Origin of the sequence: Niabella beijingensis (genome assembly GCF_020034665.1) — a bacterium.
Lineage (GTDB): Bacteria > Bacteroidota > Bacteroidia > Chitinophagales > Chitinophagaceae > Niabella > Niabella beijingensis.
The window spans coordinates 260,173-286,680 of the sequence record NZ_JAIQDI010000002.1 but is presented as its reverse complement, the minus strand read 5'-3'; the positions used below and the strand labels follow the sequence as shown (position 1 = coordinate 286,680).

Sequence of the window (26,508 nt, the reverse complement as noted above, 5' to 3'; positions counted from 1 at the left end):
TCAAATTAAGCCGTCGCCAGTAATTTTTTCCCTTTTTCGATGGCGTCATCAATATTACCAACAAGGTTAAAGGCTGCTTCCGGGTATTCATCTACTTCACCGTCCATGATCATGTTAAAGCCGCGGATGGTTTCGTCGATGGGTACCAGCACCCCTTTCAGACCGGTAAAAGCTTCCGCCACGTGGAAGGGCTGGGAAAGGAAACGCTGTACTTTACGGGCACGGGACACGGTCATTTTATCCTCATCGCTCAGCTCATCCATACCCAGGATGGCGATAATGTCCTGTAATTCTTTATAACGTTGTAAGATCCGTTTTACTTTGTTGGCACACTCATAGTGCGCATCACCCACTACTTTCGGCATCAGGATACGGGAAGTGGAATCCAGGGGATCCACCGCCGGGTAGATACCAAGGTCAGCGATCTTACGGCTCAATACGGTTGTAGCATCCAGGTGGGCAAAGGTTGTTGCCGGCGCCGGATCGGTAAGGTCATCCGCAGGTACGTATACCGCCTGTACGGAGGTAATGGAACCGCTTTTGGTAGAAGTGATCCGCTCCTGCATCAGTCCCATTTCTGTAGCCAGTGTAGGCTGGTATCCCACGGCAGAAGGCATACGGCCTAACAGGGCAGATACTTCGGAACCGGCCTGTGTGAAACGGAAGATATTATCCACAAAGAACAGGATGTCCTTTCCTTTGCCTTCACCATCTCCGTCGCGGAAATATTCTGCAATGGTCAGTCCGCTCAGGGCCACACGTGCACGCGCACCGGGGGGTTCGTTCATCTGTCCGAATACGAAGGTAGCTTTAGACTCTGCCAGCTCTTCCTGGTTTACCTTGCTCAGGTCCCAGCCGCCTTCTTCCATGCTGTGTTTAAATGCTTCGCCATATTTCATAATACCCGCTTCGATCATCTCACGCATCAGGTCATTTCCTTCACGGGTACGCTCTCCTACTCCTGCAAATACGGACAAACCACCGTGTCCTTTTGCGATATTGTTGATCAGCTCCTGGATCAATACGGTTTTACCAACTCCCGCACCACCAAATAAACCAATTTTACCACCTTTTGCGTAAGGCTCAATCAGGTCGATTACCTTGATACCGGTAAACAGCACCTCGGTTGCAGTGCTCAGGTTCTCAAATGCAGGGGGCATGGCGTGGATGGCACGGCCGTTCTCTTTGGAAACAGCAGGCAATCCGTCAATGGGGTCGCCGGTTACGTTAAACAGGCGGCCTTTAATACTTTCGCCGGTAGGCATGGTGATCGCTTTGCCGGTATCGCGTACTTCCGTACCGCGCACCAGCCCTTCAGTACCGTCCATCGCAATGGTACGCACGCTGTCTTCCCCCAGGTGCTGCTGCACCTCTAACACCAAGGTATCACCGTTTTCTTTCGTGAGTTCCAACGCGTTATAAATTTCCGGGAGCGTGCCATCAAACTGAACGTCGATTACCGCACCGATCACCTGTTTTACTTTACCTACGTTTGCCATATCAATATTGAAATATAAGGTTTTATTTGAGGCTGCAAAAGTAAGGTTTATACCAATAATAAATAACGCCGTGACCAAGAATTATTAATAACCTGTGGAAAAAACACATTTATCAGCACTTTGCGTGTATTTTTGCTGCTATTAACGCATTAAAACTTATTGAGAATGATGAAAAACATGGACCAGCAAAAGGAGCCGCCCTAAGGCTTCCGCACTGCTTTATTTTTCCCTGTTACCCCCGCTTTTCGGGTAACAAACATCCCATAAGTTCTGTGATTTCCTGTCTGATTTATAATTTATACGTCCGATGATTAGAAAACTCGTGCTTCCCTTAGCGCTGTTGATGATTCTGGGTATCATATCCTGCAAAAACACTGAAAAAAAAGAGCGGAAAAAAGTGATCCGCGTGGAAAAACCGGTAACCAAGGTAGATGTCACCATCGATACCAGTAATGCCTTTAACCAGCTGTTTATCGACAGCAGCCTGGTAAACGGGTTCCTGGCGGCCGACAGTCTCAGCGACACCCTGGTGAACCGGATCAAAAGTTTTTATAACAGCCGCAATTACCAGTATGCCTGGTTCTCCCCCGAGGGGATACCGGAACATACCATGTCTTTCTGGAACCTGCTGAAGAACTATCTTAACTACTCAAAGGACTCCACCGTATACAACAAGGCCCTGAGCATAAAAATGGAATCGCTGATCGCTTCCCGCGAATCTGTAAAAACAAAGAACGATTCGGCCTTTCAGCAGCTGGAGCTGTCGCTGACCAAGTATTTTTATTTGTATGCCGACCACGAGTATGCCTACGATCCCAATTTTGACATGAAGACCCTGGAGTGGTATATCCCCAAGAAAAAATTAACGCTGGAGGCCATGCTGGATTCGGTCATCTCCGCCAAAGGGCAGTTTTCCGAGGCCTATGCCCCACGCAACCCGCAATACGCTGCGCTGCGAAAAACATTGCAGCAGTACAAAGCCATTAAAGATGCCGGCGGCTGGCAGCGGGTAAACAGCAAGGTAGAGGAAATGAAGAACGGCTACAAGGATGCTGCTGTACTGGCATTAAAAAAACGGCTGAAGACAGAGGGCTTCCTGGAAGGGGAAGACAGCACTTTTACCAATGTGTACGACTCTACACTTGCGGATGCGGTAAACGCGGTAAAGGAAGTGTACGGCTACAAGCCGGATGGAAAGGCTGGGAAAACCTTTCTTAAGGATCTGAATGTATCCGTGGATGAGCGCATTCAGCAGATCCTCATCAATATGGAGCGCATGCGCTGGATACCGATAGAGACCCGCGATTCCGGCCGGGCCATTATGGTAAATATACCGGAATACAAAATGCATGTGTATGAAAACGGCCGCCCTGCCTGGGATATGAATGTGGTGGTGGGGAAAGAGAGCAACAATACCACCGTATTTACCGGTATGTTAAAGACCGTGGTGTTCAGCCCCTACTGGAATGTGCCCACCAGTATTGTAAAAAAGGAAATGGGTGGCCGCCCCAGTGCCGCCTACCTTGCCCGCAACCATATGGAAATCGTAAGCGGGCAGGTACGCCAGAAGCCCGGCCCCTGGAACTCTCTGGGCCTGGTAAAATTCCTGTTCCCCAACAGTTATAATATTTACTTTCACGATTCGCCTGCAAAAAGCCTGTTCAATAAGGACAAACGCAGCTTCAGCCACGGTTGTATACGGCTGAAGGAGCCTGCAAAATTTGCGGAGTATGTGCTGGAAGACACTGCAAGATGGAGTGCGCACAAAATCGATTCGGCCATGCACAGTTATAAGGAAAAATATGTGCGCGTAAAACGGCCGATCCCCGTACTCATCACCTATTTTACGGCGTGGGTGGATGATGACGGGCGGCTGAACTTCCGGGAAGATATTTATGGTCATGATGCCGTTATCGCCAAAAAAATGTTCCTGAACAGCGTGGGCACCACCTGGAGCCGCCAGAAAGCGATCCGCGACAGCCTGCAACAGATAAAGGACTCCATTAAACAAAAGGAACTGGAGCTGAAACAGAAACGGAAGCTGGATAGTCTGAAGCGGGCGGGAAGGTAAGCGGGCAGCTTTGAGAATTGAGAGTTCAGCCATTAACCAGGGACTATCAACTATGAACCAGAATCAATAGTTTTGCGGGATGAGATTAGAAGAGGTTACCACGCCGGCGCAGGCAAAAGCCTTTTTAGCGGTAAATGTGATCATCAATAAGGATGACCCCAACTATGCGCGGCCGCTGGATAAGGATGTGGAAGAAGTGTTTGATCCGGCCCGGAACAAAGCCTTCCGCTTTGGTGAAGCCATCCGCTGGATACTGAAAGATGAGCAGGGAACACTCATCGGGCGGGTAGCTGCTTTTGTTAATAAAAAATATAAAACAAAAGGCGATGACGGCCCTGTGGGCGGTGTCGGCTTTTTCGACTGTATCAATAACCAGGAGGCGGCCAGCCTGCTGCTGGATACTGCAAAAAAATGGCTGGAAGAACGGGGCATGACAGCCATGGATGGCCCCATAAATTTTGGGGAGCGCGACAAATGGTGGGGCCTGCTGGCAGAAGGTTTTGAACCCCCGCTGTATTGTATGAACTATAACCAGCCTTATTATAAAGAGCTGTTTGAGGCCTACGGTTTTCAGCCTTTTTTTTACCAGGCCTGTTTTGCACTGCAGGTAAAAGACCGGCTGCAGGAAAAGTTTTATGAGCGCCATGCCACCCTTTCCAAAGACCCGGATTATTCTTCGGACAATATTAAAAAGAACAACCTGGATAAATATGCGCGCGACTTTACCACCGTGTACAACAAAGCCTGGGCGGGGCATGGCGGGCTAAAACAACTGGAAGAAAAGGTGGCGCGCAACATGTTCCATAGTATGAAGACGGTGCTGGACGAGCGTATCTGCTGGATCATCTATTATAAAAAAGAACCCATCGGCATCTGGCTGAACCTTCCCGATCTTAACCAGTGGTTTAAACTGCTGAACGGAAAGTTTGGTCTGCTGGATAAATTAAAATTCCTGTGGTATAAAAAAACAAGGCCCTGTAATAAGTTTGTAGGGCTGGTATTTGGCATTGTGCCCGAGTTTCAGAGCAAAGGTGCGGATGCCTATATGATCATTGAGGGGTGTAAAAAAATACAGCACCTGAAAATAAACAACGGTAATTACGAAATTGGAAAATCCATTTACGACCTGTATGAAATGCAGTGGATCGGGGAGTTCAATCCTAAAATGATCAATGTGGCAGAATCTTTAGGCACCTACAAAAGCCGGCGCCTTATCACCTACCGCTATAATTTCGACCGGCAAAAGCCGTTTAAAATGCACCCGGTGCTGTAAATAAAAAAGGCAGGCACAACGCCCACCTTTTTGCTATAGTTTTTTTACAGCTTAGCGGTTACAGTCGGCCGTCCAGTTGTTGCCGCTTTTGGTCACTGCAATGTTCAGGTTATTGGCATTAAACTTAATAATACCGGTGTAACCGTTGGCAGTTCCTATATACCCCTCATCGCCTTTTGCAATGGTTACATCTGTTATGCTGGGAATATCTCCGTTGTCGCGAAAATCAAACTTGTACGTGTTACCAACCTTTACCACCGTTACCTTACCATTACCAGAAGGCACCCCGGTATAGCTGGTAGTACCCGAATACGTACCCACAAACAGGTCATTATCCGCCGGGTTATCATCTTTGCTGCACGATGCGAGTGCTACTGTTCCCACAATCAGTGCCAGGCTTAAAAACTTTAATAGTTGCTTCATAGAAATATGGATTTTATTTAGGGTTAAAAAATGTTACCGCCGTAGATAAGGCAAGCACAATGCCAATTTTTTTTCACCCCCGGTCGTTTTAACATTTTCAGACAAAAAAAGAGAAAATCTGTAACTTTTTACAGCCCTTCGCCAACCAGCCATTTCATTGACTTCCACCCTATTTTGCATCCCGGGCCGATATGGTTAGTTTTGTTAAAAATCATTACTATGAAATTTACATTTTATGGCCAGTCCTGTTTTGTTATCGAGCTTAACGGAAAAAAATTCCTGTTCGATCCGTTTATTACCGGCAACGAGCTGGCAAAAAATATTGACATCAATACGATAGAGGCCGATTATATCCTGGTGAGCCACGGGCATGGGGACCATACGGCAGACCTGCTACCCATTGCCAGGCGCACCGGTGCCCTGGTCATCAGCAATTTTGAGATCATCAGCTGGCTGCAGCAGCAGGGCATTACCAATGTGCACCCGATGAATTTTGGAACCTTTGAGTTTGATTTTGGCACCCTTACCTATATGCAGGCGCAGCACTCCAGCAGCTTCCCCGATGGCAGCTATGCCGGTGCCGCCGGCGGTTTCATCCTTGCATCACCCCATCATAATTTTTATTATAGTGGCGATACCAGCCTGATGCTGGATATGCAGCTGGTGCCGCATTATGCAAAAATAGATACCGCCATACTGCCCATCGGCGGCAACTTTACCATGAACGCGCGGGACGCTGTAAAGGCCAGCGATTTTATCCAGTGCAATAATATCATTGGTGTGCATTTTGATACCTTCGGCTATATAAAGATCGATCATGCAGCCGCAACCGGTCTTTTTAAAGCAGCCGGAAAAACATTACTGATCCCCGAGATCGGGACGGGCTACGATTTTAAATCAGTAACCAGCACTGTTGCGTTTTAAACAAAAAGATCGTTTAAACGGGTTATAGCACTATTGCTATGCCATATAATTCCTGCTTTAATGAAGTACCTGGTTGTTTTCGCATGCATTATCCTCGCCGGCTGTCATAAAAACAAGGCCGTTCCCGCTTCCGATTTCAGCGGCGCCATGACTGTTATTAAGGACTGCACCGGCGATTACCTCCGGTACAATAAAAAAGATTACATCATCTGCAACAAAGCCCTTTTGGCCGGCTATAATTCGCTGGATGAGGTAACCGCCTCCATCCGCAAAACCACCTGTTCCGATAACAGGGATGGAACCTGTTATATGATGCACGTTAACGAAGGATGGGCAGAGGTGCTAAGCATTCAAAAAAAATAGCAGCCGGCGGCCAGGCTGTTCATAAATACATCATTCCTTCTGCCAGCCCGTATCCGGCTGGCCATATAGCAGGTACTGCACTGTGTATTCTCAGCCCCCGGGCCGGGCAGGTTTTCCCGCATGCTCCCCTACCCCGGGGTACCTGGGTCTTACACTGCCCGCCAATCCACTACCTTAGCTGCACATACGCTTTTATAACCCACGCATTTCATTTGCTGGTAACAACCGGTAATCATTTATAATTTTTACGGTAAAAATTCAACGCCCTGCCGGGGTTGACCCGCCGTGGTGATCCAATGCCCCCCGCACTGCGGGAGGCTATTCCCATTAAAGCCCTCCGGGCTAAACTGATAAGAGGCCGGAAAGGGCCTCAAGGTGATAGCCCTCCCAGCTAACAGAGAAAAACGCCCGAAAGGGTCTCAATATGCATAGCCTCCAACAGCAGTCGGAGGCTGCCGGACGTTGAAAGATCAACCCCGAAGGGGTTGAACCCCCACGATCATCCAATGCCACCGCATGCCGGGTTATTCCCATTAAAGCCACCTGGGCTAAACTGATAAGAGGCCGGAAAGGACCTCAAGGTGATAGCCCTCTCAGCTAACAGACAAAAAGGCCCGAAAGGGTCTCAATATGCATAGCCTCCAACCGCAGTCGGAGGCTGCCGCGCGTTGAAAGATCAACCCCGAAGGGGGTTGAACCCCCACGATCATCAATGCCACCGTACTACGGGGTTATTCCCATTAAAGCCCTCCGGGCTAAACTGATATAAGGCCGGAAATGGCCTCAAGCTGAATAGCCCTCCTGGCTAACAGACAAAACGCCCGAAAGGGTCTCAATATGCATAGCCTCCAACCCCAGTTGGAGGCTGCCGGAGGTTGAAAGTTCAACCCCGAAGGGCGTTGAACCCCACGATCATCCAATGTCCGGTATTGCCAGGATTATTCCCACTAAAGCCCTCCGGGCTAACCGACAAAGAGGCCTGAAAAGGCCTTAATATGCATAGCCTCCAACTGCGGTTGGAGGCTGCCGCGCGTTGACAGATCAACCCTGAAGAGGGTTGAACCCCCACGATCATCCAATGCTCCCGTATTGCCGGGATTATTCCCATTAAAGCCCTCCGGCTACCAGGTCCTTTACCCCATACGGGATCAGAACCAGCTTTTCATCGGCTTATAAAAAAGCCGCCCGCCATTTGCGGGCAGCATACAATACATAACCCATCTTTACAGTTGCGGTACATCCGCCTTACGCGCCTCCACCTCGGCTACAAAAACCGCGGTTTTTTCCAGCTCCCGCAACACTGCTGCCCATTGCACTCCTTTTACAGCAGTGCTACAGCATCATTATTATACCTGCGGGCCGTAAGCAAAAAGCACCTCTGCCCTGCCCCCGCCCTTCTACCCCCACCCCGGGGGTACCCTCCCGTACCTTAAAGGTGGGGGGCCCTACCTTTTTCCTTAGCGCGTTCACCTTTTTGCTAAACTGTCGAAGCTTTTGCCCGGGAGTCCCCTACCTGCAGGGGTGGGGGTACCCACCTTCCGCCATGGGTCAGTTAAGCTTTTGCCTGCCCCCCACCCACCCCTTGGCAGCAAAGCCCCCACCTTTCGGGTAGGTCGTTTAAGCGTTTTTCTTCACCAGTTTAGGTTTTTGCTTCGCCAGTTTAGGTTTGGGGTACCCCTCCCCACCTTTTGGGTACCCCCTCCCTACTTTTAAGGCAGGGGGTCAGCGTCCGGGGCCTTGCCCTGCCCGCTAAAGCGCTGCCTTAGCTGCTCGTACAGGGTTTTGGTACCCTGTATGCCCGATTCGCTGGCGGCGCCAAATATCCGGTATATGGCCAGCGCGCTGGCATAAGCCTCGCTGCCCGCCAGCAGCTGTGTATCCGCCAGCTTTTCTGCCAGCTGCTGTAGCACCAGCACCAGCTCGTCCAGGGCATGGTAAAGGGCCAGGTCCTTTTTCATATCCTCCACTTTTATAAACGATGGCAGCAGCGCCGCATTATTTACCGCCGCCTGTATGGCATCCTCTGTAAATACTTTATTACCCACATTAATCTTTGGCATGGCCACGCGCTCCGCAGTGGTAAGCCCCACCAAAAAAGGCAGCGCTTTTTCAATAGCTATAATGTGGTCTTTTACCGCCTTTACTACTTCCGGGGCAAGGGTGGCATTCACCCGGTTTACTGTTGCATTTGACATGATGGTTAAATTTTAAAATGATTAATAATTAAAATAAGCCTTGTTTTTGGGGTGCTTTAGCATCGGTACCACAGTTGGTTTTTACCGGCTGTAAAACATGGCATTAAAAATAAGGCAACTCCATTACAGGTTACCTGCTAAAAAATAGTAGAAATCATTACATTCTTTGGTAAAATGCAATCTCCGCGCAGTGCCACCGCTGCTTTTATGCACCGTGCCTATGGCACTCCTGCACTCCGTAGCATGTTAGGGCTCCCGGAATAAATTCCGGGAGTTAAAAGATCCATCAGGCCGATGGCCTTTATAAAAATCCATTGCCGGGTCCGCCGCCTTCACCCGGTCCGCAGGGCATATCACCGTCATCCTCACCGGGCCCGCAGGGCCAGCGGAAGGATCGCTGCAAGCACGCCCCAACCGTCGTCATCCTGACCGGGCCCGCAGGGCGAACGGAAGGATCTCTACGCGCAAGCCTCCTTACCCATCCATTCCCCCGGCGAGGGTTTTTTATTAGCCCGGCTGCAGTGCTTATGGCAGCTTCGTTGCGTCGCACACTTCAGCAGCTGAATATATATATATATATATATATATATATATATAGCTGCACCCCCCGGGCCTGTAAACCGGGCAGCGCCATTGCTGCACCTACCCATCGCCTCCCTCACCGGGCCCGCAGAGCGTATCACCGTCATCCTGACCGGGCCCGCTGGCCAAGCGGAAGGATCTCTCCTTTTGGCGCAGGCCTCCCGACCTGTGCTCATCCGTTATTTGGCAGCGGCTTACAGCAGGTGTTTACAGGCACTGTACCCGCAATAGCAGATCAAGCCTGGGTAACAACGCCGCACAGGCCGGGAGACCTGCGCGAGTTAAAAAAGAATTCTATTTTTATAGAAAATAAAATATCCCAACCTCATTGAAAAAGACCATCACCAGCAATGATGGTCGGCTGGGAGAAAACTAACTGCGGTTATTTCACTAAACGCATGGATGGACCATACAAAGAATGTTGAATATGAATATGAATATAAAAGTAGCGACGAACATAAAAACTGAGATATTTTATTCCGTTCCCGCTTTCCTCAAAAAAAACGGCTGGTTGCTGGCTGCAGAATATGATAGCCGGCTCTTTGACAAAGGGATCGATTTCGATCTCTATCAATTTACCAAAAAGGAACAAATGATATTAATGGCCTGGAACAACTGGTTTGAAGGAGAAATTAAGGCAGAGATGAAAACCCTAATGGAAATAGCAATGAACTTCAATATTAACCTCTCATTCGGCGAGCCGGAATACCTGAGCCGGCCCAATATAATTGAAGAGATGAAAACAGTATTAAAATTTAAAAAATAGAATTCGAATCCCCTTCTTGCGCAGGCCTCCCGGCCTGTGCAAGTTATGAGCGATTTTGAAGATCTTTATGAATTTAAACAGCACAAGTAGTATTATATGAGCCGCTTTGTATTGTTCCTTTTGTTATGTCTTCCACATAGTGCCATGGCACAGCAACAACCCGCGCCTTTTCGGTATTATGTAAACGCGCACGGAGGCCTGTTTGGCATTGACTATCTTACGCTCAGTTCCGATCATTATTATTTTTTTACCGCATCTACAGAAAACGGGTGTGTATTGGAAAAAGGCACCTGGAGTATTAAAGGAAACAAATTGTATATGAAAAGCCTGGACAGCCTGCAGGCTTATCCCATACCCCGGCTGGAATTTATAAAAGGAGACACTGCTGAGTTTGTAACCATTAAAACCTTTGATTATTTTCATAAACCTTTTAGTGGCCTGGCCTTATGGCCTTTACGGCGGGGCGATTCAACGCTGAGCGAATTTGATTGGATGGCCCCCGACTCTCTAAGGCAATTCCGTATTTCAAAAAAAGAATTTGCGGGCTTTTGCTTTATATACCAGATGAGAGGGTATAATATTCCGCTTCCGGATACTGGTATATTTCATGAGTTAACCAACGATCTGAAACAAATAAATATCTTTATCAATTGGCCGGAGGCCGGTGCCCTGGATCGCGGCATCCGCATTATTTCCTTCGGTGGCGAGGCTGTTTTTACCATTAAGGCAGATGGGCTTTATCAGGGAGAGGAACGTGTTTATACGCTTCAGAAGGAGTGAAAACGAAGCATTTGCAATGCATCCTGGTTGTTGCTAGGTGGATGGCAATATTTCAATATGCATGTTTTGCGTATCTTCTGGCGCAGGCCTCCCGGCCTGTGCCCATCCGTAATTTGGCAGCTGCCTGCAGCAGGTGTTTATAAGCACCGCATCCGTAAAGCATGTCAGGCTGAGTAACAACGCCGCACAGGCCAAAGGCCTGCGCGAGATATGTACTTTACGGTTTTCCGTAAAAAATCAACCTATAAAATACAAACCTTTGTTTTAACTAAATTATTTACAAAATGCTTAAAAGATTACTGGTTATTACAACCATCTCGCTCATTACTATAACTTCTTATGGACAGGATACAAAAAAAGAAGGAGAGGATATTAAAACCAAAATGGATGTCTTCGCTTCAAAAACGGGCAGCCTAATAAAATTTATCGATACAAATTTGCCCAAACTAAAAACCTCTTATGGGTCATCAGAAACAAGAATCCGAAAGATTTCAAGTGGTGCTGGAAATGGATATTTTTATCAGATTGTTAAAAAGGGACAATACAGCAATACCACGGCTTCCATTGAATACAGCGACCTTATTGAAGTTCTGAAAGCAATAAAAGCACTGAAAGCAGAAGTTAATAACGACATTGCTGCGAATCCGGATTATATGGAAAACAAATTTGTAACAGATGATGGTTTTCAAACAGGTTATTTTGTTGATAAAGGGAAAGCAACATGGTACATTAAACTGGAAAAATATGGCTCAGACAATACCTTATTTATTGATGATGCAGAAACAATAGATGCCGCATTTACAGCCGCAAAGAATAAAATTGATGAGCTAAGGACATCAAAGTGAAAGGCCAGAATAAAGGAAGTTGGCATCACCCGCCTGCAGCCCTACGATTTTCCGTAATAAAATGCCCCCATTTGCTGCTTCGGGAAAGCGCAGATTTCTCATCTTTTTACTATATTTATTCCACCAAAAGGAGATTAGAGACTGTTAAATGGAGCAACCACCAACTGCGTAAAAGCTTGCTTTACTTGTTTTTCAATCGTCTATTTTGGATTCTGTATATCAATTATCGAATCAGATGAGATCGAAAAGAGACATTTTAGTACTTACAACTTCCTCAGTTGAAGGCAGAAAGATAAAAACTTACTTGCGCCCGGTTTCTGCGCACATTGTTACCGGAACAAATATCTTTAAGGATCTTTTTGCGTCTTTTACAGATATTTTCGGCGGTCGCTCTCAAACATACCAAAATGAGTTAGCAGGTATATATAATGAAGCTATTGAAGCCGTTAAAACCACGACATTTGAAATTGGTGCAAATTGCATCCTGGGTCTTAAAATTGATATAGACGAAATTTCCGGCGGAGGAAAATCAATGTTTATGATAACAGCTGTAGGCACCGCCGTTATTTTGGAAGAAAATACAGAAAGTCCACTAAAAGTAGTTCAGTTTGAGCACACCCCTGATATTGTCAGCCTGGACAAACTCATTTTCTTAAACAAAAGAAAAGTTATCATTGAACAGGCTAATGCAGAAACACTCACCCTTACAGATGACGTTTGGACTTTTATTACAAGGCACCAGGTTGCAGAAGTTGCACCATTAATATTTAAGAAATATATTTCGTTTTTACAGAATGCCGAGATTAACGCAAAGGACAACGAATACCTCGCAAGATATATAGACGCATTACCTCATGAAACAAAGATTAGTATTTTGTATTCGGCAATCGAACAAAACTCAGATCAGGCTTTTATAAAACTACTTAGCAACATTATACAGCAGCTTCATTTGTTCGACTTTGTTCGCTGCCGCCAGCTTCTTGAAAGTGATAACTTCGGTAAACAAAAATTAGGCGTCAAAATTGCAACTTTCGACAAACCGCATTATACCAGGGAAGATCTCAGCCAATTTGAAGACCTTAAGCGCGTTATTGAAGCCACTTTTAAAGAAAGGGGCAAGCGGGTTATGAAAAAGCAACTATTATCCTCAAAGGAAAAAGAAGTGTGGAACTGTGAGTGTAAAAAGAATAATATTGAAATGGAAGCCGTTTGTGATAATTGCGGAGGAGATATTTTCGGATTTACCAATAGTGAAGTAAAGCCAGCCGCAGCTTTAGGTCTTATTAATATTAAAATAGAATTATTGGTTAACAGCCTTAATTAAATCGTCAGTTTCGGTTTTTTCTAGCCGTAAAGAAGAAGTTTCAATATGAAATATGTTCCCGATCTTATTCCAGAAAGATCCAAAGTTTTACCGGATTATTTCAAAGAAGGGCCGCCATGTAAGCCTGCCAAAAAGAGCAAAGCAAGCGATGTGCTAATGTGGATATTGGGAGCAATCTTCTTTCTTTTTGCATTAATCTCCATTCGGCATCCCGCGCTTTTTATATTACATGGCCTGATAGGTTTTATCCTTATTCCTCCTGGACACAATTATCTGGAAAGGAATTTACATTTCATACTAACGTCAAAAATAAAAACCATAACGGCACTTGCTTTATTCATTGCTTCTATCCCTTTGATGGATTACTATCAAAAAATTGATAGAAAAATAGCCCATGAAAAAAAGTTGGCGGCAGAAAAAAAAGCGAAGGAAGATGCAATTGCAGCAGAGCAGGATAGACAACGGGCAGACAGCCTTACATTTTATGTACAACAGAGCACCCAACTCATAGAGAAACGTAAGATTGATGACGCAGAAAAAAAACTGAAATATGCCTTATCTTTTGCAAGCACGCAAGAAGAAAGAAAATCAATAGCAAAACAACAAATAACTATTGCTACTATAAGAACAGAAGACCTTGTTAAAGCCGAAAAATACAAAGCAGCCCTGCCTAAAATTGATTCATTATTAAATTCAGATCCTCAAAACACTGATCTACGCTATAACAGGGCTCTATGTTATGCAAAAACAGGAAAAATTGCGGAGGCCGTCAGTGATCTAAAGCCATTAATTGAGGCTGGCAACACCAATGCCCAAAAGTTACATAACAAAGTCAACCCTATTCGAAAAAGAATTACCGGTTATATTACGCTTTGCCGTGATGGCACCACTTCCAATGCCAGAGGGCGAGGTGCCTGTTCCTGGCACGGAGGCGTTAAAGATTGGAATTACCCCATTTACGAAGAATCCAGAAAATACGAATAAGTTATGAATGGAAGAGTATATGAAATACAGCCATTGATTGCCCGAAGTGCCATGCAAAAATTGTTTGGGCAACATCCGGAGAAAAACGCTGTAATAGAACTTAATAATTTACTAGCCACCCAAAGTATATATACTATCTCATCTGGCGATTTAGAACAATTAAATCAAAAATACAAGCTGAATTTAAAAAGGGAGTACAGGTTAAACCTGGAAGAATTCTATGCAGTATACCTAAACCATTGCCTTTCCGACAGGCGATTGGACGACGAAGAGCTGCAAGATCTCAATCACTTAAAGCTACTTTTTGGGCTGGACGACAACACGGTGAATAAACTTCATGTAAAGCTGGGAGAAAAAATTTACAAGCAATCTTTTGCCGAAGCTGTTGCCGATGGAAATCTTTCAGATGAGGAAAAACAATTTTTAAGGACCCTTGAGAATACACTAAAACTGCCCAAAGAACTTGCAGACAAAATAGCATTTGAAGCAAAAAGAAATTTTGTTAACGATTTTGTTTCAAAAATTGTTTCAAACAATAGCCTATCCCCAAAAGAAGAGCAGGAATTAGAGCAGATAGCCCGTAATTTAAACGTGCAGTTAAAGGCAGACGAACAAACCCGTTATCACTTGGAAAAGCTAAAACAATACTGGGCATTGGAAAACTTGCCCCTGCGAACGATTGAGCCGGACATTGTTATTCAAAAATCGGAAGTATGTTACCTGCAAGTACTCAATGTTAACTGGTACGAGCCCAAAGGCAGCAGATCCAATTATCCCCGTTACCCATCTATCTTTAGTAGCAACACAAAGGCATATGTAGGGCCCGGCAGAAACCAGAGCCGGCCGCAGAATGCGGAGGCGCTACGGCTTATAAATAACGGCATCCTGTACCTAACCAATAAGCGAATTATACTTACACATGGTTGGAATAAATCTATTATACGGTTAAACGATATTTCAAGAACACAGCCCTTTACGGAAGGTGTGGAAATTCATAAGCACAATGACAAAAATATCGTTTTGCAAACAAGCCAAAATGCGGATGTCTTTGCTATACTACTTTCGCGATCATTAAGAAGTGGAGAACAATATTAGAAGTCACCTCATTAATCTAATGAAAAATAGTAGTATTTTTAGATCTAAATCGAACACAATTTAAAAAACTGCTAAACTCAATGAACAGATTAAAAGTATTTGTAAGCTCCACTTGCTACGACCTGTCACAACTTAGAACAGATCTACAAGAATTTATAAATGATGCAGGTCACACATCAATTTTATCCGAGTACAACAATTTCCCTGTAAATCCTCAGCTAAGCACTATAGAAAACTGCATCAAAAGTGTAAAAGACAATGCAGACATCTTGATTCTTATTGTAGGCAATCGATACGGCAGTATGCTTGATAATGGCAAATCAATTACTAATACTGAATTTCTAACAGCACAAGAGAAGGGTATACCTGTTTATTGCTTCATAGAAAAAAGAACATTACATGCATTGGATTTTTGGAGAGATAATAAAGATGGAAATTTTGATAGCTTTGTCGACAATAAAAAGATCTTTGAATTTGTAGAAAACATCAGAAATGATTCCAAAATCTGGACATTTGAGTTTGAAAGAGCACAGGATATAATCGCAACCTTAAAAGCTCAGTTTTCTTATCTGTTTAAAAATTCATTAAGAATAAAAAGCATTTTCGAAAATCAAATTCCTGAATATTTTAAATTAAGCTTATCCAATCAAGCCTTAAAAATATTAATAGAAAAACCAGATTATTACGAATACGCTTTTTTCATACAAACATGGGTTGACGAAATTGAAAAAAAGAGAGATTTTTATAACAATATAAAGTATGCCTTGTTACATGAGCCCAAGCATTACGTCCACACTTTAAAAGAAATCCCAACTTGGGCACAAGAACGATTAGCAAGCTTACTGAATATTTCATCATCGTTAAATAATTTAATTAACGTTGCATTACCCGAATTTATCAATGAACCAGGAATCCCCTCAGATTTAAGGGGGTTAAATTATGTTTCTAGAACATATGCCAACATGTTTGAAAGATTTGTTATTTGGAAGATAGACACTAATAGCACTATCCTCATAGAAAAGCATCAAAAAATATCAAAATCTTTATCAAACATGGCAAAGAATTTAATTAATGAAGTATGGGATGCACCTTTTCAATCTTTTAAAGCTTTCAGTGAGGCCGCTAAGCGATATTCCAAGGGTGAAAGAAACATACAAGTTGTTGCAAATTTAAAATTGACACTAGACCCAGATGAAATGAAGAATCTTGAAAATGACATTGAAGCTCTTAAAATTGATTTCGAAAGGGATATTTGAAGAATATTCTTCTTTTACAAGTATATTGATAAGCAACTGGCTTTTTTCAACTACCTAATATGTGATTTTTTTTTAAATGACTATTCTTGAAAGCATAATAAATGAACTTACAAATAAAGAAAGATCTTTATCATCATAATAAATTGGGCGGGTAGAGAGTATAAACAAGTGCTATGGTTTTTGAGTATTCCCTTCTCAGATAATTTATTTACACGCTATCACCAATTGGCTTAATTCTTTTGCAACACTCATGGGACTGTAACAAAATAATATCATGTTGCATAACAATAGCTTTATCAAAGGTCAACTCAAATTTGTCCTTACTGCTTTCGCGCAACTTGTTGGAATCGTCGTACTTCGCTATCGTTTGTAGAGTCATAAGCATCTTATTAAATTGATTCTTTTGCGCTACTGTGATTTCTATTTTTTTAGACATATAATTGTTTAAGATTTAAACTTGGCAGATTCTGATGTTTGGTAATTATCAAAAGACATTTATGCAGTTGTTTGGTATATAAAGGTACAACGTATAATTCGAAACAGTACTTTTATCATTAGCCAATTAATCAATATTTAACACTTCACTTTCTACATTTTTTTTATTAGGCTATATTTCTCTTGAATGATCATTTGCGATAACAACCTTCTTAATTCGTAAAGAAAACTACTACTTCTTCCTTATCAGGATATATGCAAAAGCCACAATCAAAACAGCCATGCTGCTGGCTCTTATATTTTTCTCATATGCTGAGGCTATCAGGTACGCAAAAGTGGCAATAAAGTAAGCAACAACAGCAGTTATTACAGCAATATAATATTCGGTGGACCATTTTTTCATAAACGCAAGAACAAAAAAGCAATCAATAGTCAAAGCACAAAGCTATTGCTGCCCCACTAGCTTCACCCCCTTACACACATACTCCAACAATTCAATTGGCTTCACATCAATTGCCAAAGCAATCAAATAAAGTTCATCGGCTCTAAGTTTGGTGGTATCATTTAAAGTAAGCTGGTTAACCCGTGCTTTGCTCAGGCCAGTTCTTCTTGCTACTTCAGATTTATTGACCGATTTAGCGGCTAAATATTCTCCTAACTTGGTCATTTAGTTTTCTTTATAATCTGAAAAATAAAAAAGTTTAAAAAAAGAAGACAAAAATTTGGACAAATGAGTTTATTTTATATATATTTGGATAGAAATTCTATCTAAATGATTAATACCTATGCTAAACAACTCAACATAAAATACTCAATAGAGTAATAAAAAATATAAGCGCATTTGCTTTTATTCTCGTGTTAAAAACTACGACCTTTTAAGAATCCGGGACTAGAGTAAATCGCTCATGCTCTTCTTTATTATATATAATATATATTTAAAGATTCAAGCGTGGGCGTTCTTATTCGGATTCGGGGTGTCGTAGCCCTTTAGCACGATAAGGACCAACCCACGCTTTTTTATGGCATATGGGTGGCCCAAGGGTTTACAAAACTTTCAGTTGCTAAAAAACACATCCCTATGCACGCCGTTACTACACCTGTACAAAACACCCACCCCACCTTTAACGAGGAGCAATGGCTGCCCGTACTGTTTTTACTGGCAGATACGCAAACCTGGCTGCAACAGCTGCAGGAGGGCCTTATACACCAGCTACCCGTTAAAAACCGTAAAAAGCTGCTGCGCAAAAGCTGGTACCTGGGCGTAAAGGCCCTGGCCCATATACTGGAGCGCCATTACCACAAGGTGCCCCGCCACCCGCTGGCCGGCAAGTTTACCCTGCCCATACCTGCCCTGGTAGCCGCCATAAAAGACGCGGGGCAGCAGCCACCCCTGCCACCGCCCGGCGGCGCGCCACCCGGCGCCAATGTGCACCGGGTGCATAATGTGGGCACCACCATTGGGTACGATAGCCGCGGCCAGCCGGTGACTACGCTCACCGTAATTACGGATGCCGCGGGCATGATCATTACCGCCTTCCCCGGTGTTACAGACCTATGAGGTCTGCCCGCGCGGCATACAGACCTCATAGGTCTTGCCCCGCGCCACCGCCAGGGCAACCCCTTTCGGGGTTCCATTCCGTTAACCGCGCGTGAAACGCGGGGACAATGATCAGCATACTGGTTGAACCCCTGCGGGGTTCAATACCAACCGTTCCGCAAATAAACCGACGGTATAACCGCCGGCTATCAGGGGTATAACCCCTCCGGGAGGTTCGCGGATCTGCACGACGGAAGGAAAATTGCGCATGCCCCATCAAAGCAGCAGCAAGGCCCGCGACGTGCCGGTAGCGCCCTGCCTCACATAATTACACCCATTAAAAAACAAAATCAATCACTTTTTAAAAATCAACACTCATGAAAAATCCAACAACAAACGACCCCTTTCACACAGAAAGCTGGAGCCAGGAATGTGCCCCCAACCCCTACCGCGTATTTACCCTTTGCTTCGAAAATGCCGGCACTATTGACCAGCTGCGAAAAATGATGCTGCGCCTACCCCTTTTTATGGATCAGAGCAGGCCCGTTACCAAAGTATGCTCCTACCGCATCTCCTGCGCCGTAATGGCCATCAGCTCCGTTATTGATGCCGCCCACCAGCTGTATAAGGAAAAAGAATCCATACCCATGGATAAGCTGCCGGAGTACAGTTATTTTTTTTATACCCAAACGGCACCGGAGTACCGCAGCTTTGCTACCTACCTTATTACCGAAAGCGAGTACAGTAATATGCGTAATGTATTCCGTAAGTTTTTTAATTACAAGTCGCGGGAAGACTGGCAATCGGAACTGCAGGGCCTGCTGTACTACAGCTTAACGGATCATTCCGTTGAAGTAGAAATCAATTCCTTTGCCATCTGGTTTTACCTTACCAAACTGCTGGAAGCGGCTTATATCCTTGGCAGATGCTGATGCTCCTCTGCTGCGCCGCTTATCATCCGCGCGGGCCTTTGGGCCTGCGCTTATACAGCTCTGTACATCATTAATAAAAGCCCCGCCACACACAGCTTTCTTATCCAGGTACTAAGCAATTTTAGCATTCGCTTCCGATTGTTATTTTTTTAACGGATCTTATCCTCAAAATACGATTATGCGAACGGGCTTGTTGCTTCTTTTATCCCTGGCTGTTGTTTCTTTTTCGTCAACAGACAGCTGGCAGTCAAAATACCTGGAAGTAAACAGCGATGGCACCATCCGCTATAATGCAGACGCGCAGGGCAATACTATACCCGACTTTAGCAAGGTGGGCTACCGCACCGGCAATGTGCCTATACCCGATGTGCCGGTGGTGCAAACCATTAGCCCCGGCCCGCATGCAGAAGGCGCCATACAGCAGGCTATTGATGCCCTGGCAAAAAAAGCACCGGGTAAGAACGGCTTTCGCGGGGCCATCCTGCTGAAAAAAGGTACTTATCCTATACAGAACAATATTAAGATAAACGCCAGCGGCATTGTACTGCGGGGAGAAGGAAACGATACCCGGCTTATAGCAGAAGGCACAGGAAGGCGGGCATTGATCGATGTTTCCGGCACCGGAGCCATTGAAGAAATAAAAGGAACCCGCACCGCCGTTACAGCTGCCTATGTGCCCGTGGGCGCTCACGCTTTACAGGTAGCGGCTGCCGCGGCCTTTAAGCCGGGTGATGCCATTATACTGCAATGGCAGGCCCTGCCAAAATGGATAGAGGACCTGAAGATGAACCAGATAGTGGAGCGGCCCGGCACCAAACAATGGCAGGCGGCAGAATATGATTTTAAATTTCAGCGTACCATTACAAAAATTGAAGGCAATACCCTGTTTATCGATAACCCTATAGTAATGGCCATTGATGCGCCATACAATACGGCCCGCGTGTACAAATACCGGTTTGAAGGAAGGATATCCCAGGTGGGTGTGGAAAACCTTAGCTGTGTCTCTGCCTATACATCGGATACTGCGGAAGACCATTCCTGGGATGCCGTTGCATTTAATAAAATAGAGAACGGATGGGTGCGGAATGTTAGCGCCACCTATTTTGCTTACTCCTGTGTAAACCTGGGATCCTTATCCCGGAATATCTCTGTGCTTAATTGCACATCTTCCGATCTTAAATCCATCATCACCGGGGGGCGCCGTTATTCGTTCGGCAACAACGGGCAGATGAACCTGGTTATGAATTGCACTGCAAGGGACGGCCGCCATGATTATGTAACCGGTGCCAGGGTATGCGGGCCTAATGTTTTTTACAACTGCACCGCCACCCGCACCCATGCGGATATAGGGCCGCACCACCGCTGGGCCATGGGCACTTTGTACGACAATATTACCACCGACGGAGAAATAAATATACAGGACCGGGGCAACTGGGGCAGCGGGCACGGCTGGGCCGGGGTAAACCAGGTGGTATGGCACTGTACCGCAAAAAAAGCCACGGTGCAAAACCCCTGGGCATCCGGTAAAAATTATTGCATCGGCCTGCAGGGGCAAAAGTCAACGGGCAGGCTTGCCGGCCGGCCGGATGGGGAATGGGAAGGGCAAAATAAAAAAGGCCTTGAGCCCGCCTCCCTGTATACGGCACAGCTCAAAGCCCGTGGAATGGTCCCCCGTTGAGCAGGACCCGGAGCCTGTCATTGATTTAGAAACGCGTCAGTACGCTTCAGTTCCGAATAATAAAAGGCCATAGCACCCAGCAGCGCGGTTTGCACATCCGCAGCGGCAATCTGCTTCCCCTGCACAGGCGTCGGGATAAGAACAACTTCATCCGGCTGAAACGGCCGGCAGACCGGTAACTTCCTTACAATTTTTTCGAATCAAAACAGGCGCAGCGCGCTGCTCATCGTTATAACCGGAATGCCTGACGACCCCTCCCAGCCGCCGCGCGGCGGTAACCTGCTGACGCCGGTATACATTCCGTTATTACCGGTGCGCTGCACCTAATATGCTGCTATTGTTACCTGCTTCAAATATTAGCGCTGCGTTGCAGCTTTGCAGGTGCGTCAGTGAACCCCACAAGGGGTTCCATCCGATTAGCCGCGCGTGAAACGCGTGGTTAATGATCGGAATCATGGTTGAACCCCACCGGGGTTCAATACCAACCGGTCGCAAATGAACCGGCGGTTACACCACCGGCTATAAGGGGCGTAACCCCATTCGGGGTTTAACAACTCTGCACGACGGAACAGAGTCACGATGCCCCGCTACACAGCCTGCGCGGTGCCCGCATGGCCCTCACGTTATCCTTGGTGCGCTGCACCTAATGGACTGTTTTTGTTACTTGCTTCAACGATCAGCGCTGCGTTGCAGCTTCGCAGGTGCATCGGGTAACCCCACAAGGGTTCCATCCGATTAGCCGCGCGTGAAACGCGTGGTTAATGATCAGAATCATGATTGAACCCCGGAGGGGTTATCGCAGCAAAGCAGTGGCGCACCACAGAAGGGGTGCCTGTCCGTGCAGGTCACCGGTATTCCTTTTCCTGTCGAGGTAATACTGATGATCGTTCTTTTTATTGGTGCCCTCACATACATCGGTAATATCGCCATCGGCATTGATGTATTTGATCAGCGACAGCCAGGCTTTCCGGGCAGCAGGCCCGTACACTTCCGCAGCCAGCCAGCCTTCTTTTACACCGGTGATGAATGCACAGGTGAACATGCCCGTGCAGGAAGTTTCTTTCCAGGATGTGGGATCATCGATCAGCTGCCGCCACATACCATCCTCTGCCTGGTACTTCAGCAGGGTAGCCATCATTTTTTTATACCCTTCCATGATCCGCGGCCGGTTGGGATTGTCTTTAGGCAGTGAATGCAACAGTTCGCTCATCCCCACGGCCATCCAGCCATCTCCCCGGCCCCAGAAATAAGGCACGTCCGGCGCATGGTAGAACAATCCGTTCGGCTGTTGTAATGAATCCAGGTAAAACACCATTTCATTAGCCGCCTTGTTGATATAGTTACGATCGCCCGTAGCACGGTAAGCCTGCGACTGTACGGCCGTGATCATAAACATATCATCGATCCATAAGCGCGTTTGCCAGCTGAGGCCTTTGTTATAAAAACGGTGCGATTCGGCAGTGACCCTTTTTCCTTCCGGAGGGCCCCACTGTTTGTCTGCAAAATGTTTCCCCAGCTTCAGGTAACGTGCATCCTTTGTTTGCATGTACAGTTCAAACGGCACGGATCCGAATACGGTATAGTCCACATGATCGGGTACAGGCACCAGTGTATCCCGGTTGTTCAGCAGGGGTTCAAAGCGGGCGGCTAGCTGCTTTGTAAGGGTCTTGTTCCCCGTCACCTTTGCAAAGGTGAGCGCGCCGTACCAGGTACAGGTTTCCGGATAGGTGATCACCTTCGGCGGACCGGGGCGGTTAAAATTGGTATGCGGTGTGGCAATAAACCGGTTGGCAATAATATTACCGATCTCCTTTGGGGAGCTGCCGGCGGGCCAGTTTTTAAAAGCGGCCGTTGTTTTTGCAGATTGGGCGTTAGCAGTACTGCTTATTCCCAACATAAGGGCTGTAAATAATGCAAGGTTTCGTTTCATGAATATATTTTTTGGGGAGGTGAGTTTTGAGAAGTGTCCGCTAAAATGGGATTAATTTTTATTAAAGGTTTCGCCGGGCCAGTCGTCCGTACGGAAGGGCGATGCGGGCAGTCCGGCTTTATTATACAACACCGCATGCGGAACGGTGGTCCAGCCAAAACGTACGGCAACCGGCGCTGTTATGCCGCTGCCGGATACCACAATCGTATTCCCTTCAATCACTGCTGTTGCCGACACAAACAGCCGGTCTGCCCCGGCAATGGTAAAGCCGGTCAGGGTGCCGTCTTTTGCAACCAATCCGCCATCGGCAAATGAAAAACGGATCCGTATTTTATTGCCTTCCTTTGCTGAAGACTGATACAGCGGACCGGAATACACCCGGTCCGATTTACCGTAGGTTTTTGCCAGCGCCCATAAGGCCAGCCGGTGGCCTACCACGGCTTTATTCCGCGGATGAATATCGAGCGAATCGCCTGCGTCCGTGATCACCGCCATCCCGGTGCGGGGCACGGTTTTATATGTCAGCAATTGTGCTTCGCGGATCTCGGGGTTTTGCTGGTGATGCGGTGCGATCTGAACAAAGTAGAACGGAAATTCCGCCTTCCATTCCTTCCGCCAGCTGCGGATCATTGCCGGGAACAGGTTGCGGTACTGCCAGGCCCTCACGGCATTGGATTCTCCCTGGTACCAGATCACTCCTTTTAAGGTGAACGGGATAAAGGGATGGATCATGGCGTTGTACAGTTTTGTGGGAGACTTGGAATTCTTTTCCGGCTCAACAGGGTGCGTCGGTTTTTTAGGAAGTTTTTCCAAATGCGCGGCCGAATCTCTGAGCCATTGATCCAATTCTTTTTGATACTTAGCCACATCTTCCGGATATGTCTTCACCGCCGTTTCATACCGATGGAGGATGGCACGAAGCGCAGGATCGCCATCCAGCACTTCCTTCCGGGTCCAGGACTCTGCGGGTGTTCCGCCCCAGGAAGAATGGATCAACCCTACCGGCACACCGGTGGCTTCGCGGAGCTCTTTACCAAAATAATAGGCCACGGCAGAAAAGGTGGCGGCGCTCTCCGGTGTGCAGGCCATCCAGCTTCCCTGTACATCCTGTTGCGGTGTTCCCGCAACCTGCTGCTGCACGGTAAAAAGGCGCAGCCGGGGGTCGGTGGCCTTTGCCACTTCCTGTTCGTAATCCGTTACACCGGTACGCCAGGCTTTTTGTTTTGCCAGCGGAAATTCCATATTCGACTGCCCGGAGCAAAGCCATACTTCGCCCAGCAGCACATCCTGTACTTCAATCGTATTTGTTCCGCTAAAGGTGATGGTATAAGGCCCGCCTGCCGCAGTGGTTTTAACTTTTGCCTGCCAGCGGCCATCGGCGGCGGCTGTAATCGTTACCGGCTGCGAGTTCCAGCTGCACCGGATGGCAATGCGTTCGCCTGCATCCGCCCAGCCCCATAAGGCCACGGTTGTTTGTTGCTGCAATACCATATGATCCGTAATAACAGCGGGAAGCTTTACAGCGGCATTTATATTGCTGCTGATGCATAAGCAGAATAATAAATAAAAAATACAATTCCCTTTCATTCGTTTTATCCTTTAAATGGTTCGCCCCTATGGGGCTCCGGCCTTTTTTATACCGGGTGCTACAAAATATTGCGCTCCTACAGAGCTTATTTGAATGCTACTACATAATTCTTCCCCTTATATTTTATCTGCGAAACCGCTACAAAGATCTTTTACTTCAGCGGTTCTGCGATGACGCCCTTCAGTTTAAACAACTCCTTTCCCTGCCGGTAAGGGCTAACCGTAATGGTATACACACCCGGACGCTTTGCTGTGAAAATAGTGACCGGATGTTTGATAAACAACAGCGGCGCCGACTTGTCAAACTCCGAGGTCCGTAAGGTGCGGAACATATATGTTTGTCCCTCCACTTCCAGGCGGCCTTCCTGTTTGGCGCTTTCTGGCGGACAGGCATACTCCAGTATCAGCTTATAATCGCCGGGCTCTGTAATCCGTACCGTGAATGCCACCGCATCTTCCGGCGACTGCATGCCAGTAACGCAGGTCGTATGTTTCCAATCACCAAAATAATGACTGTAGGTGAGTGACTCGATCTTTGAAGCACCGCTTGTTTTTGCAAATACCGCATCCACCGGGTTAACGGCATACTGTGCCGAAACGGTAACCGGTGCCGCTGCATTATACGCCGGCGGGGTGCCCCGGTATTCCACCACCAGTACTTTATCCGGTGTATGTTCTTCCGTAAGAGACGTCATGTTAACAAGCAGGTCGCCGTCCTTTTTTTGAAACGGCAGCGCTTTTTTATCTGTCAGCGCATATACTTTGGTAACCGTGTTGGAAAAACCCGGCACCAGCAGCTGACCATTCTCCGGGCGCTGCCATACATGCAGGAACAGTTTGCCTGGTTTGGAAGTGGTCACACCCCAGGGCTGTGCCGGTACCCAGCCGGCCGTGGTGGCATAGATGCTTTCGCCATTTTTTTGCAGCCAGGCGCCGGTTTCTTTCAGATATTTTACCGAGTAATAAGGGATATTGCCCTTGCCATCGGGGCCTACATTCAGCATCAGGTTGCCGCCCTTGGAGGCCACGTTGGACAACAGCCGGATGATCTCATGCGCCGATTTAAAATTCATATCGTGTGCGATATAGCCCCAGGAATCATTATGGGTATAGATCGACTCCCAGGCGCCTTTAATTGGCACCGGCGGCACTTCCGAATCTCCGAAATCCTTATAATCGCCCAGGCCCTGTCCCACCCGGCTGCTGAAAAGGCTTTTGGGCTGCAATACCCGCAGCTCGTTCACAAAGGCCTGCGTCTGTTCTTTGGTCATGCCGCCCGGCGTATCAAACCACACAATGCCCAGCGGACCATAATTGCTGAGCAGTTCTTTCAGCTGCGGAATAGCTTTCTGCCGGTAATATTGCTGGTAGTCTTTTTTCGACTCATCAAAATCCCAGGTATTCCTTCCGCCATTGGGTTCATACCAATCCTGGAACTGCGAATAATAAAAACCGAATTGTATGCCTCTTTTTCTTGTGGCTGCCGCCAGCGCCTTCATGGGGTCTTTTTTATAGGGTGTTGCATCCACAATATCAAAACCGGTTACTTTGGAATCAAACATGGAAAACCCTTCATGGTGCTTGGCCGTGATCACCATGTATTTAATACCTGCATTCTTTGCCAGCTGCGCCCATTCATCGGCATTAAAATTTACGGGGTTGAAGCTTTCGGCTACCTTGCGGTACCGGCTTACGGGTATCTTTGCCTGGTGCATGATCCATTCCCCGCTGCCATAATAGTTCTTGCCCTCCCAGGTGCCGGCCAGCTGGGAGTACAATCCCCAGTGGATGAACAACCCAAATTTGGCTTCTTTGAACCATTGAATATTCGGATGCTCTTTGGCTACGGACGACTTGTCCCACATTTCTTCCATCCCCTGCTGCGCGTGGCAGCAATAGGATATCACTAAAGCAAGCGCTGTTAAACGTAATTTCATTTTTATTTTATATTAGAGTATTTAGCGGTAATTATATGGAACCGGGTGCAACCCGCGCGGCACCCCAGCCTAAAAAAAACATCCACTTCAGC

Annotated in this window: 22 protein-coding genes; 14 read left to right on the top strand and 8 right to left on the bottom strand. The window is 46.5% G+C overall.

The genetic code is table 11. From position 1 onward, the window contains the following. Positions 1-5: 5 nt before the first annotated feature. On the bottom strand, positions 6-1,499 hold the full coding sequence (atpD, locus tag K7B07_RS17235) for a F0F1 ATP synthase subunit beta (protein WP_223711766.1): 1,494 nt from the start codon (positions 1,497-1,499) through the stop codon (positions 6-8). A gap of 307 nt (positions 1,500-1,806) precedes the next feature. Here atpD and K7B07_RS17230 point away from each other — a divergent pair, with 307 nt between their 5' ends. Together K7B07_RS17230 and K7B07_RS17225 are read left to right on the top strand one after the other, a co-directional pair. Then, on the top strand, positions 1,807-3,570 hold the full coding sequence (locus K7B07_RS17230; protein ID WP_223711765.1) for a L,D-transpeptidase family protein: 1,764 nt from the start codon (positions 1,807-1,809) through the stop codon (positions 3,568-3,570). Positions 3,571-3,649: 79 nt separating this feature from the next. After that, positions 3,650-4,843, top strand: a complete 1,194-nt coding sequence (locus tag K7B07_RS17225) for a hypothetical protein (RefSeq protein ID WP_223711764.1) — start codon at positions 3,650-3,652, stop codon at positions 4,841-4,843. 51 nt (positions 4,844-4,894) lie between these two features. On the opposite strand, the gene K7B07_RS17220 is transcribed toward K7B07_RS17225, so the two are convergent. Beyond that, positions 4,895-5,266 carry a hypothetical protein gene (locus tag K7B07_RS17220; protein WP_223711763.1) on the bottom strand — a complete coding sequence of 124 codons (372 nt, stop codon included), beginning with the start codon at positions 5,264-5,266 and terminating at the stop codon, positions 4,895-4,897. Between the two features lie 219 nt (positions 5,267-5,485). Between K7B07_RS17220 and K7B07_RS17215 the strand changes: the two genes are divergently transcribed. Both K7B07_RS17215 and K7B07_RS17210 read left to right on the top strand, forming a co-directional pair. Continuing rightward, positions 5,486-6,190 (top strand): metal-dependent hydrolase, encoded by a 705-nt coding sequence (locus K7B07_RS17215; protein ID WP_223711762.1) that lies wholly within the window; start codon positions 5,486-5,488, stop codon positions 6,188-6,190. A gap of 60 nt (positions 6,191-6,250) precedes the next feature. Continuing rightward, the gene (locus K7B07_RS17210) at positions 6,251-6,553 is read left to right on the top strand and encodes a hypothetical protein (protein WP_223711761.1); all 303 of its coding nucleotides are present in this window, start codon (positions 6,251-6,253) and stop codon (positions 6,551-6,553) included. Positions 6,554-8,262: 1,709 nt separating this feature from the next. On the opposite strand, the gene K7B07_RS17205 is transcribed toward K7B07_RS17210, so the two are convergent. Beyond that, the gene (locus K7B07_RS17205; protein WP_223711760.1) at positions 8,263-8,748 is read right to left on the bottom strand and encodes a hypothetical protein; all 486 of its coding nucleotides are present in this window, start codon (positions 8,746-8,748) and stop codon (positions 8,263-8,265) included. 1,009 nt (positions 8,749-9,757) lie between these two features. Here K7B07_RS17205 and K7B07_RS17200 point away from each other — a divergent pair. The 7 genes from K7B07_RS17200 to K7B07_RS17170 all read left to right on the top strand — a co-directional run bounded on the left by K7B07_RS17200 (position 9,758) and on the right by K7B07_RS17170 (position 16,380). Beyond that, the gene (locus K7B07_RS17200) at positions 9,758-10,096 is read left to right on the top strand and encodes a hypothetical protein (protein ID WP_223711759.1); all 339 of its coding nucleotides are present in this window, start codon (positions 9,758-9,760) and stop codon (positions 10,094-10,096) included. Between the two features lie 96 nt (positions 10,097-10,192). Further along, entirely contained in the window at positions 10,193-10,876 is a 684-nt protein-coding gene (locus tag K7B07_RS17195) for a lipocalin-like domain-containing protein (protein ID WP_223711758.1), read from the top strand. Positions 10,877-11,160: 284 nt separating this feature from the next. Further along, entirely contained in the window at positions 11,161-11,721 is a 561-nt protein-coding gene (locus tag K7B07_RS17190) for a hypothetical protein (protein ID WP_223711757.1), read from the top strand. 235 nt (positions 11,722-11,956) lie between these two features. Continuing rightward, a complete protein-coding gene (locus K7B07_RS17185; protein ID WP_223711756.1) occupies positions 11,957-13,045 on the top strand; it encodes a YbjQ family protein in 1,089 nt (362 codons plus the stop codon). A gap of 45 nt (positions 13,046-13,090) precedes the next feature. Further along, positions 13,091-14,029, top strand: coding sequence for a tetratricopeptide repeat protein (locus K7B07_RS17180; RefSeq protein WP_223711755.1), 939 nt, complete (start codon positions 13,091-13,093; stop codon positions 14,027-14,029). A 3-nt stretch (positions 14,030-14,032) separates the two neighbouring features. Continuing rightward, positions 14,033-15,124 carry a hypothetical protein gene (locus tag K7B07_RS17175; RefSeq protein ID WP_223711754.1) on the top strand — a complete coding sequence of 364 codons (1,092 nt, stop codon included), beginning with the start codon at positions 14,033-14,035 and terminating at the stop codon, positions 15,122-15,124. Between the two features lie 80 nt (positions 15,125-15,204). Further along, positions 15,205-16,380 carry a DUF4062 domain-containing protein gene (locus K7B07_RS17170; protein ID WP_223711753.1) on the top strand — a complete coding sequence of 392 codons (1,176 nt, stop codon included), beginning with the start codon at positions 15,205-15,207 and terminating at the stop codon, positions 16,378-16,380. 208 nt (positions 16,381-16,588) lie between these two features. Here the strand turns inward: K7B07_RS17170 and K7B07_RS17165 are convergent, their stop codons facing one another. Both K7B07_RS17165 and K7B07_RS17160 read right to left on the bottom strand, forming a co-directional pair. Continuing rightward, positions 16,589-16,816: a hypothetical protein gene (locus K7B07_RS17165; RefSeq protein ID WP_223711752.1), complete on the bottom strand. Its 228-nt coding sequence runs from the start codon at positions 16,814-16,816 to the stop codon at positions 16,589-16,591. Between the two features lie 444 nt (positions 16,817-17,260). Continuing rightward, positions 17,261-17,482 (bottom strand): helix-turn-helix domain-containing protein, encoded by a 222-nt coding sequence (locus K7B07_RS17160; protein ID WP_223711751.1) that lies wholly within the window; start codon positions 17,480-17,482, stop codon positions 17,261-17,263. A 411-nt stretch (positions 17,483-17,893) separates the two neighbouring features. On the opposite strand from K7B07_RS17160, the gene K7B07_RS17155 reads away from it, so the two are divergent. The 3 genes from K7B07_RS17155 to K7B07_RS17145 all read left to right on the top strand — a co-directional run bounded on the left by K7B07_RS17155 (position 17,894) and on the right by K7B07_RS17145 (position 20,962). Beyond that, positions 17,894-18,373: a hypothetical protein gene (locus tag K7B07_RS17155; RefSeq protein WP_223711750.1), complete on the top strand. Its 480-nt coding sequence runs from the start codon at positions 17,894-17,896 to the stop codon at positions 18,371-18,373. Positions 18,374-18,729: 356 nt separating this feature from the next. After that, positions 18,730-19,284 (top strand): hypothetical protein, encoded by a 555-nt coding sequence (locus K7B07_RS17150; protein ID WP_223711749.1) that lies wholly within the window; start codon positions 18,730-18,732, stop codon positions 19,282-19,284. 178 nt (positions 19,285-19,462) lie between these two features. Further along, on the top strand, positions 19,463-20,962 hold the full coding sequence (locus K7B07_RS17145; RefSeq protein ID WP_223711748.1) for a hypothetical protein: 1,500 nt from the start codon (positions 19,463-19,465) through the stop codon (positions 20,960-20,962). 793 nt (positions 20,963-21,755) lie between these two features. Here K7B07_RS17145 and K7B07_RS17140 read toward each other — a convergent pair. The 3 genes from K7B07_RS17140 to K7B07_RS17130 all read right to left on the bottom strand — a co-directional run bounded on the left by K7B07_RS17140 (position 21,756) and on the right by K7B07_RS17130 (position 26,416). Next, complete coding sequence (locus tag K7B07_RS17140; protein WP_223711747.1) at positions 21,756-22,892, bottom strand: glycoside hydrolase family 88/105 protein; 1,137 nt, start codon at positions 22,890-22,892, stop codon at positions 21,756-21,758. Positions 22,893-22,943: 51 nt separating this feature from the next. Beyond that, positions 22,944-24,479 carry a sialate O-acetylesterase gene (locus K7B07_RS17135; protein WP_223711746.1) on the bottom strand — a complete coding sequence of 512 codons (1,536 nt, stop codon included), beginning with the start codon at positions 24,477-24,479 and terminating at the stop codon, positions 22,944-22,946. A gap of 152 nt (positions 24,480-24,631) precedes the next feature. After that, positions 24,632-26,416, bottom strand: coding sequence for an alpha-L-fucosidase (locus K7B07_RS17130; protein ID WP_223711745.1), 1,785 nt, complete (start codon positions 26,414-26,416; stop codon positions 24,632-24,634). Between the last annotated feature and the right edge of the window lie 92 nt (positions 26,417-26,508).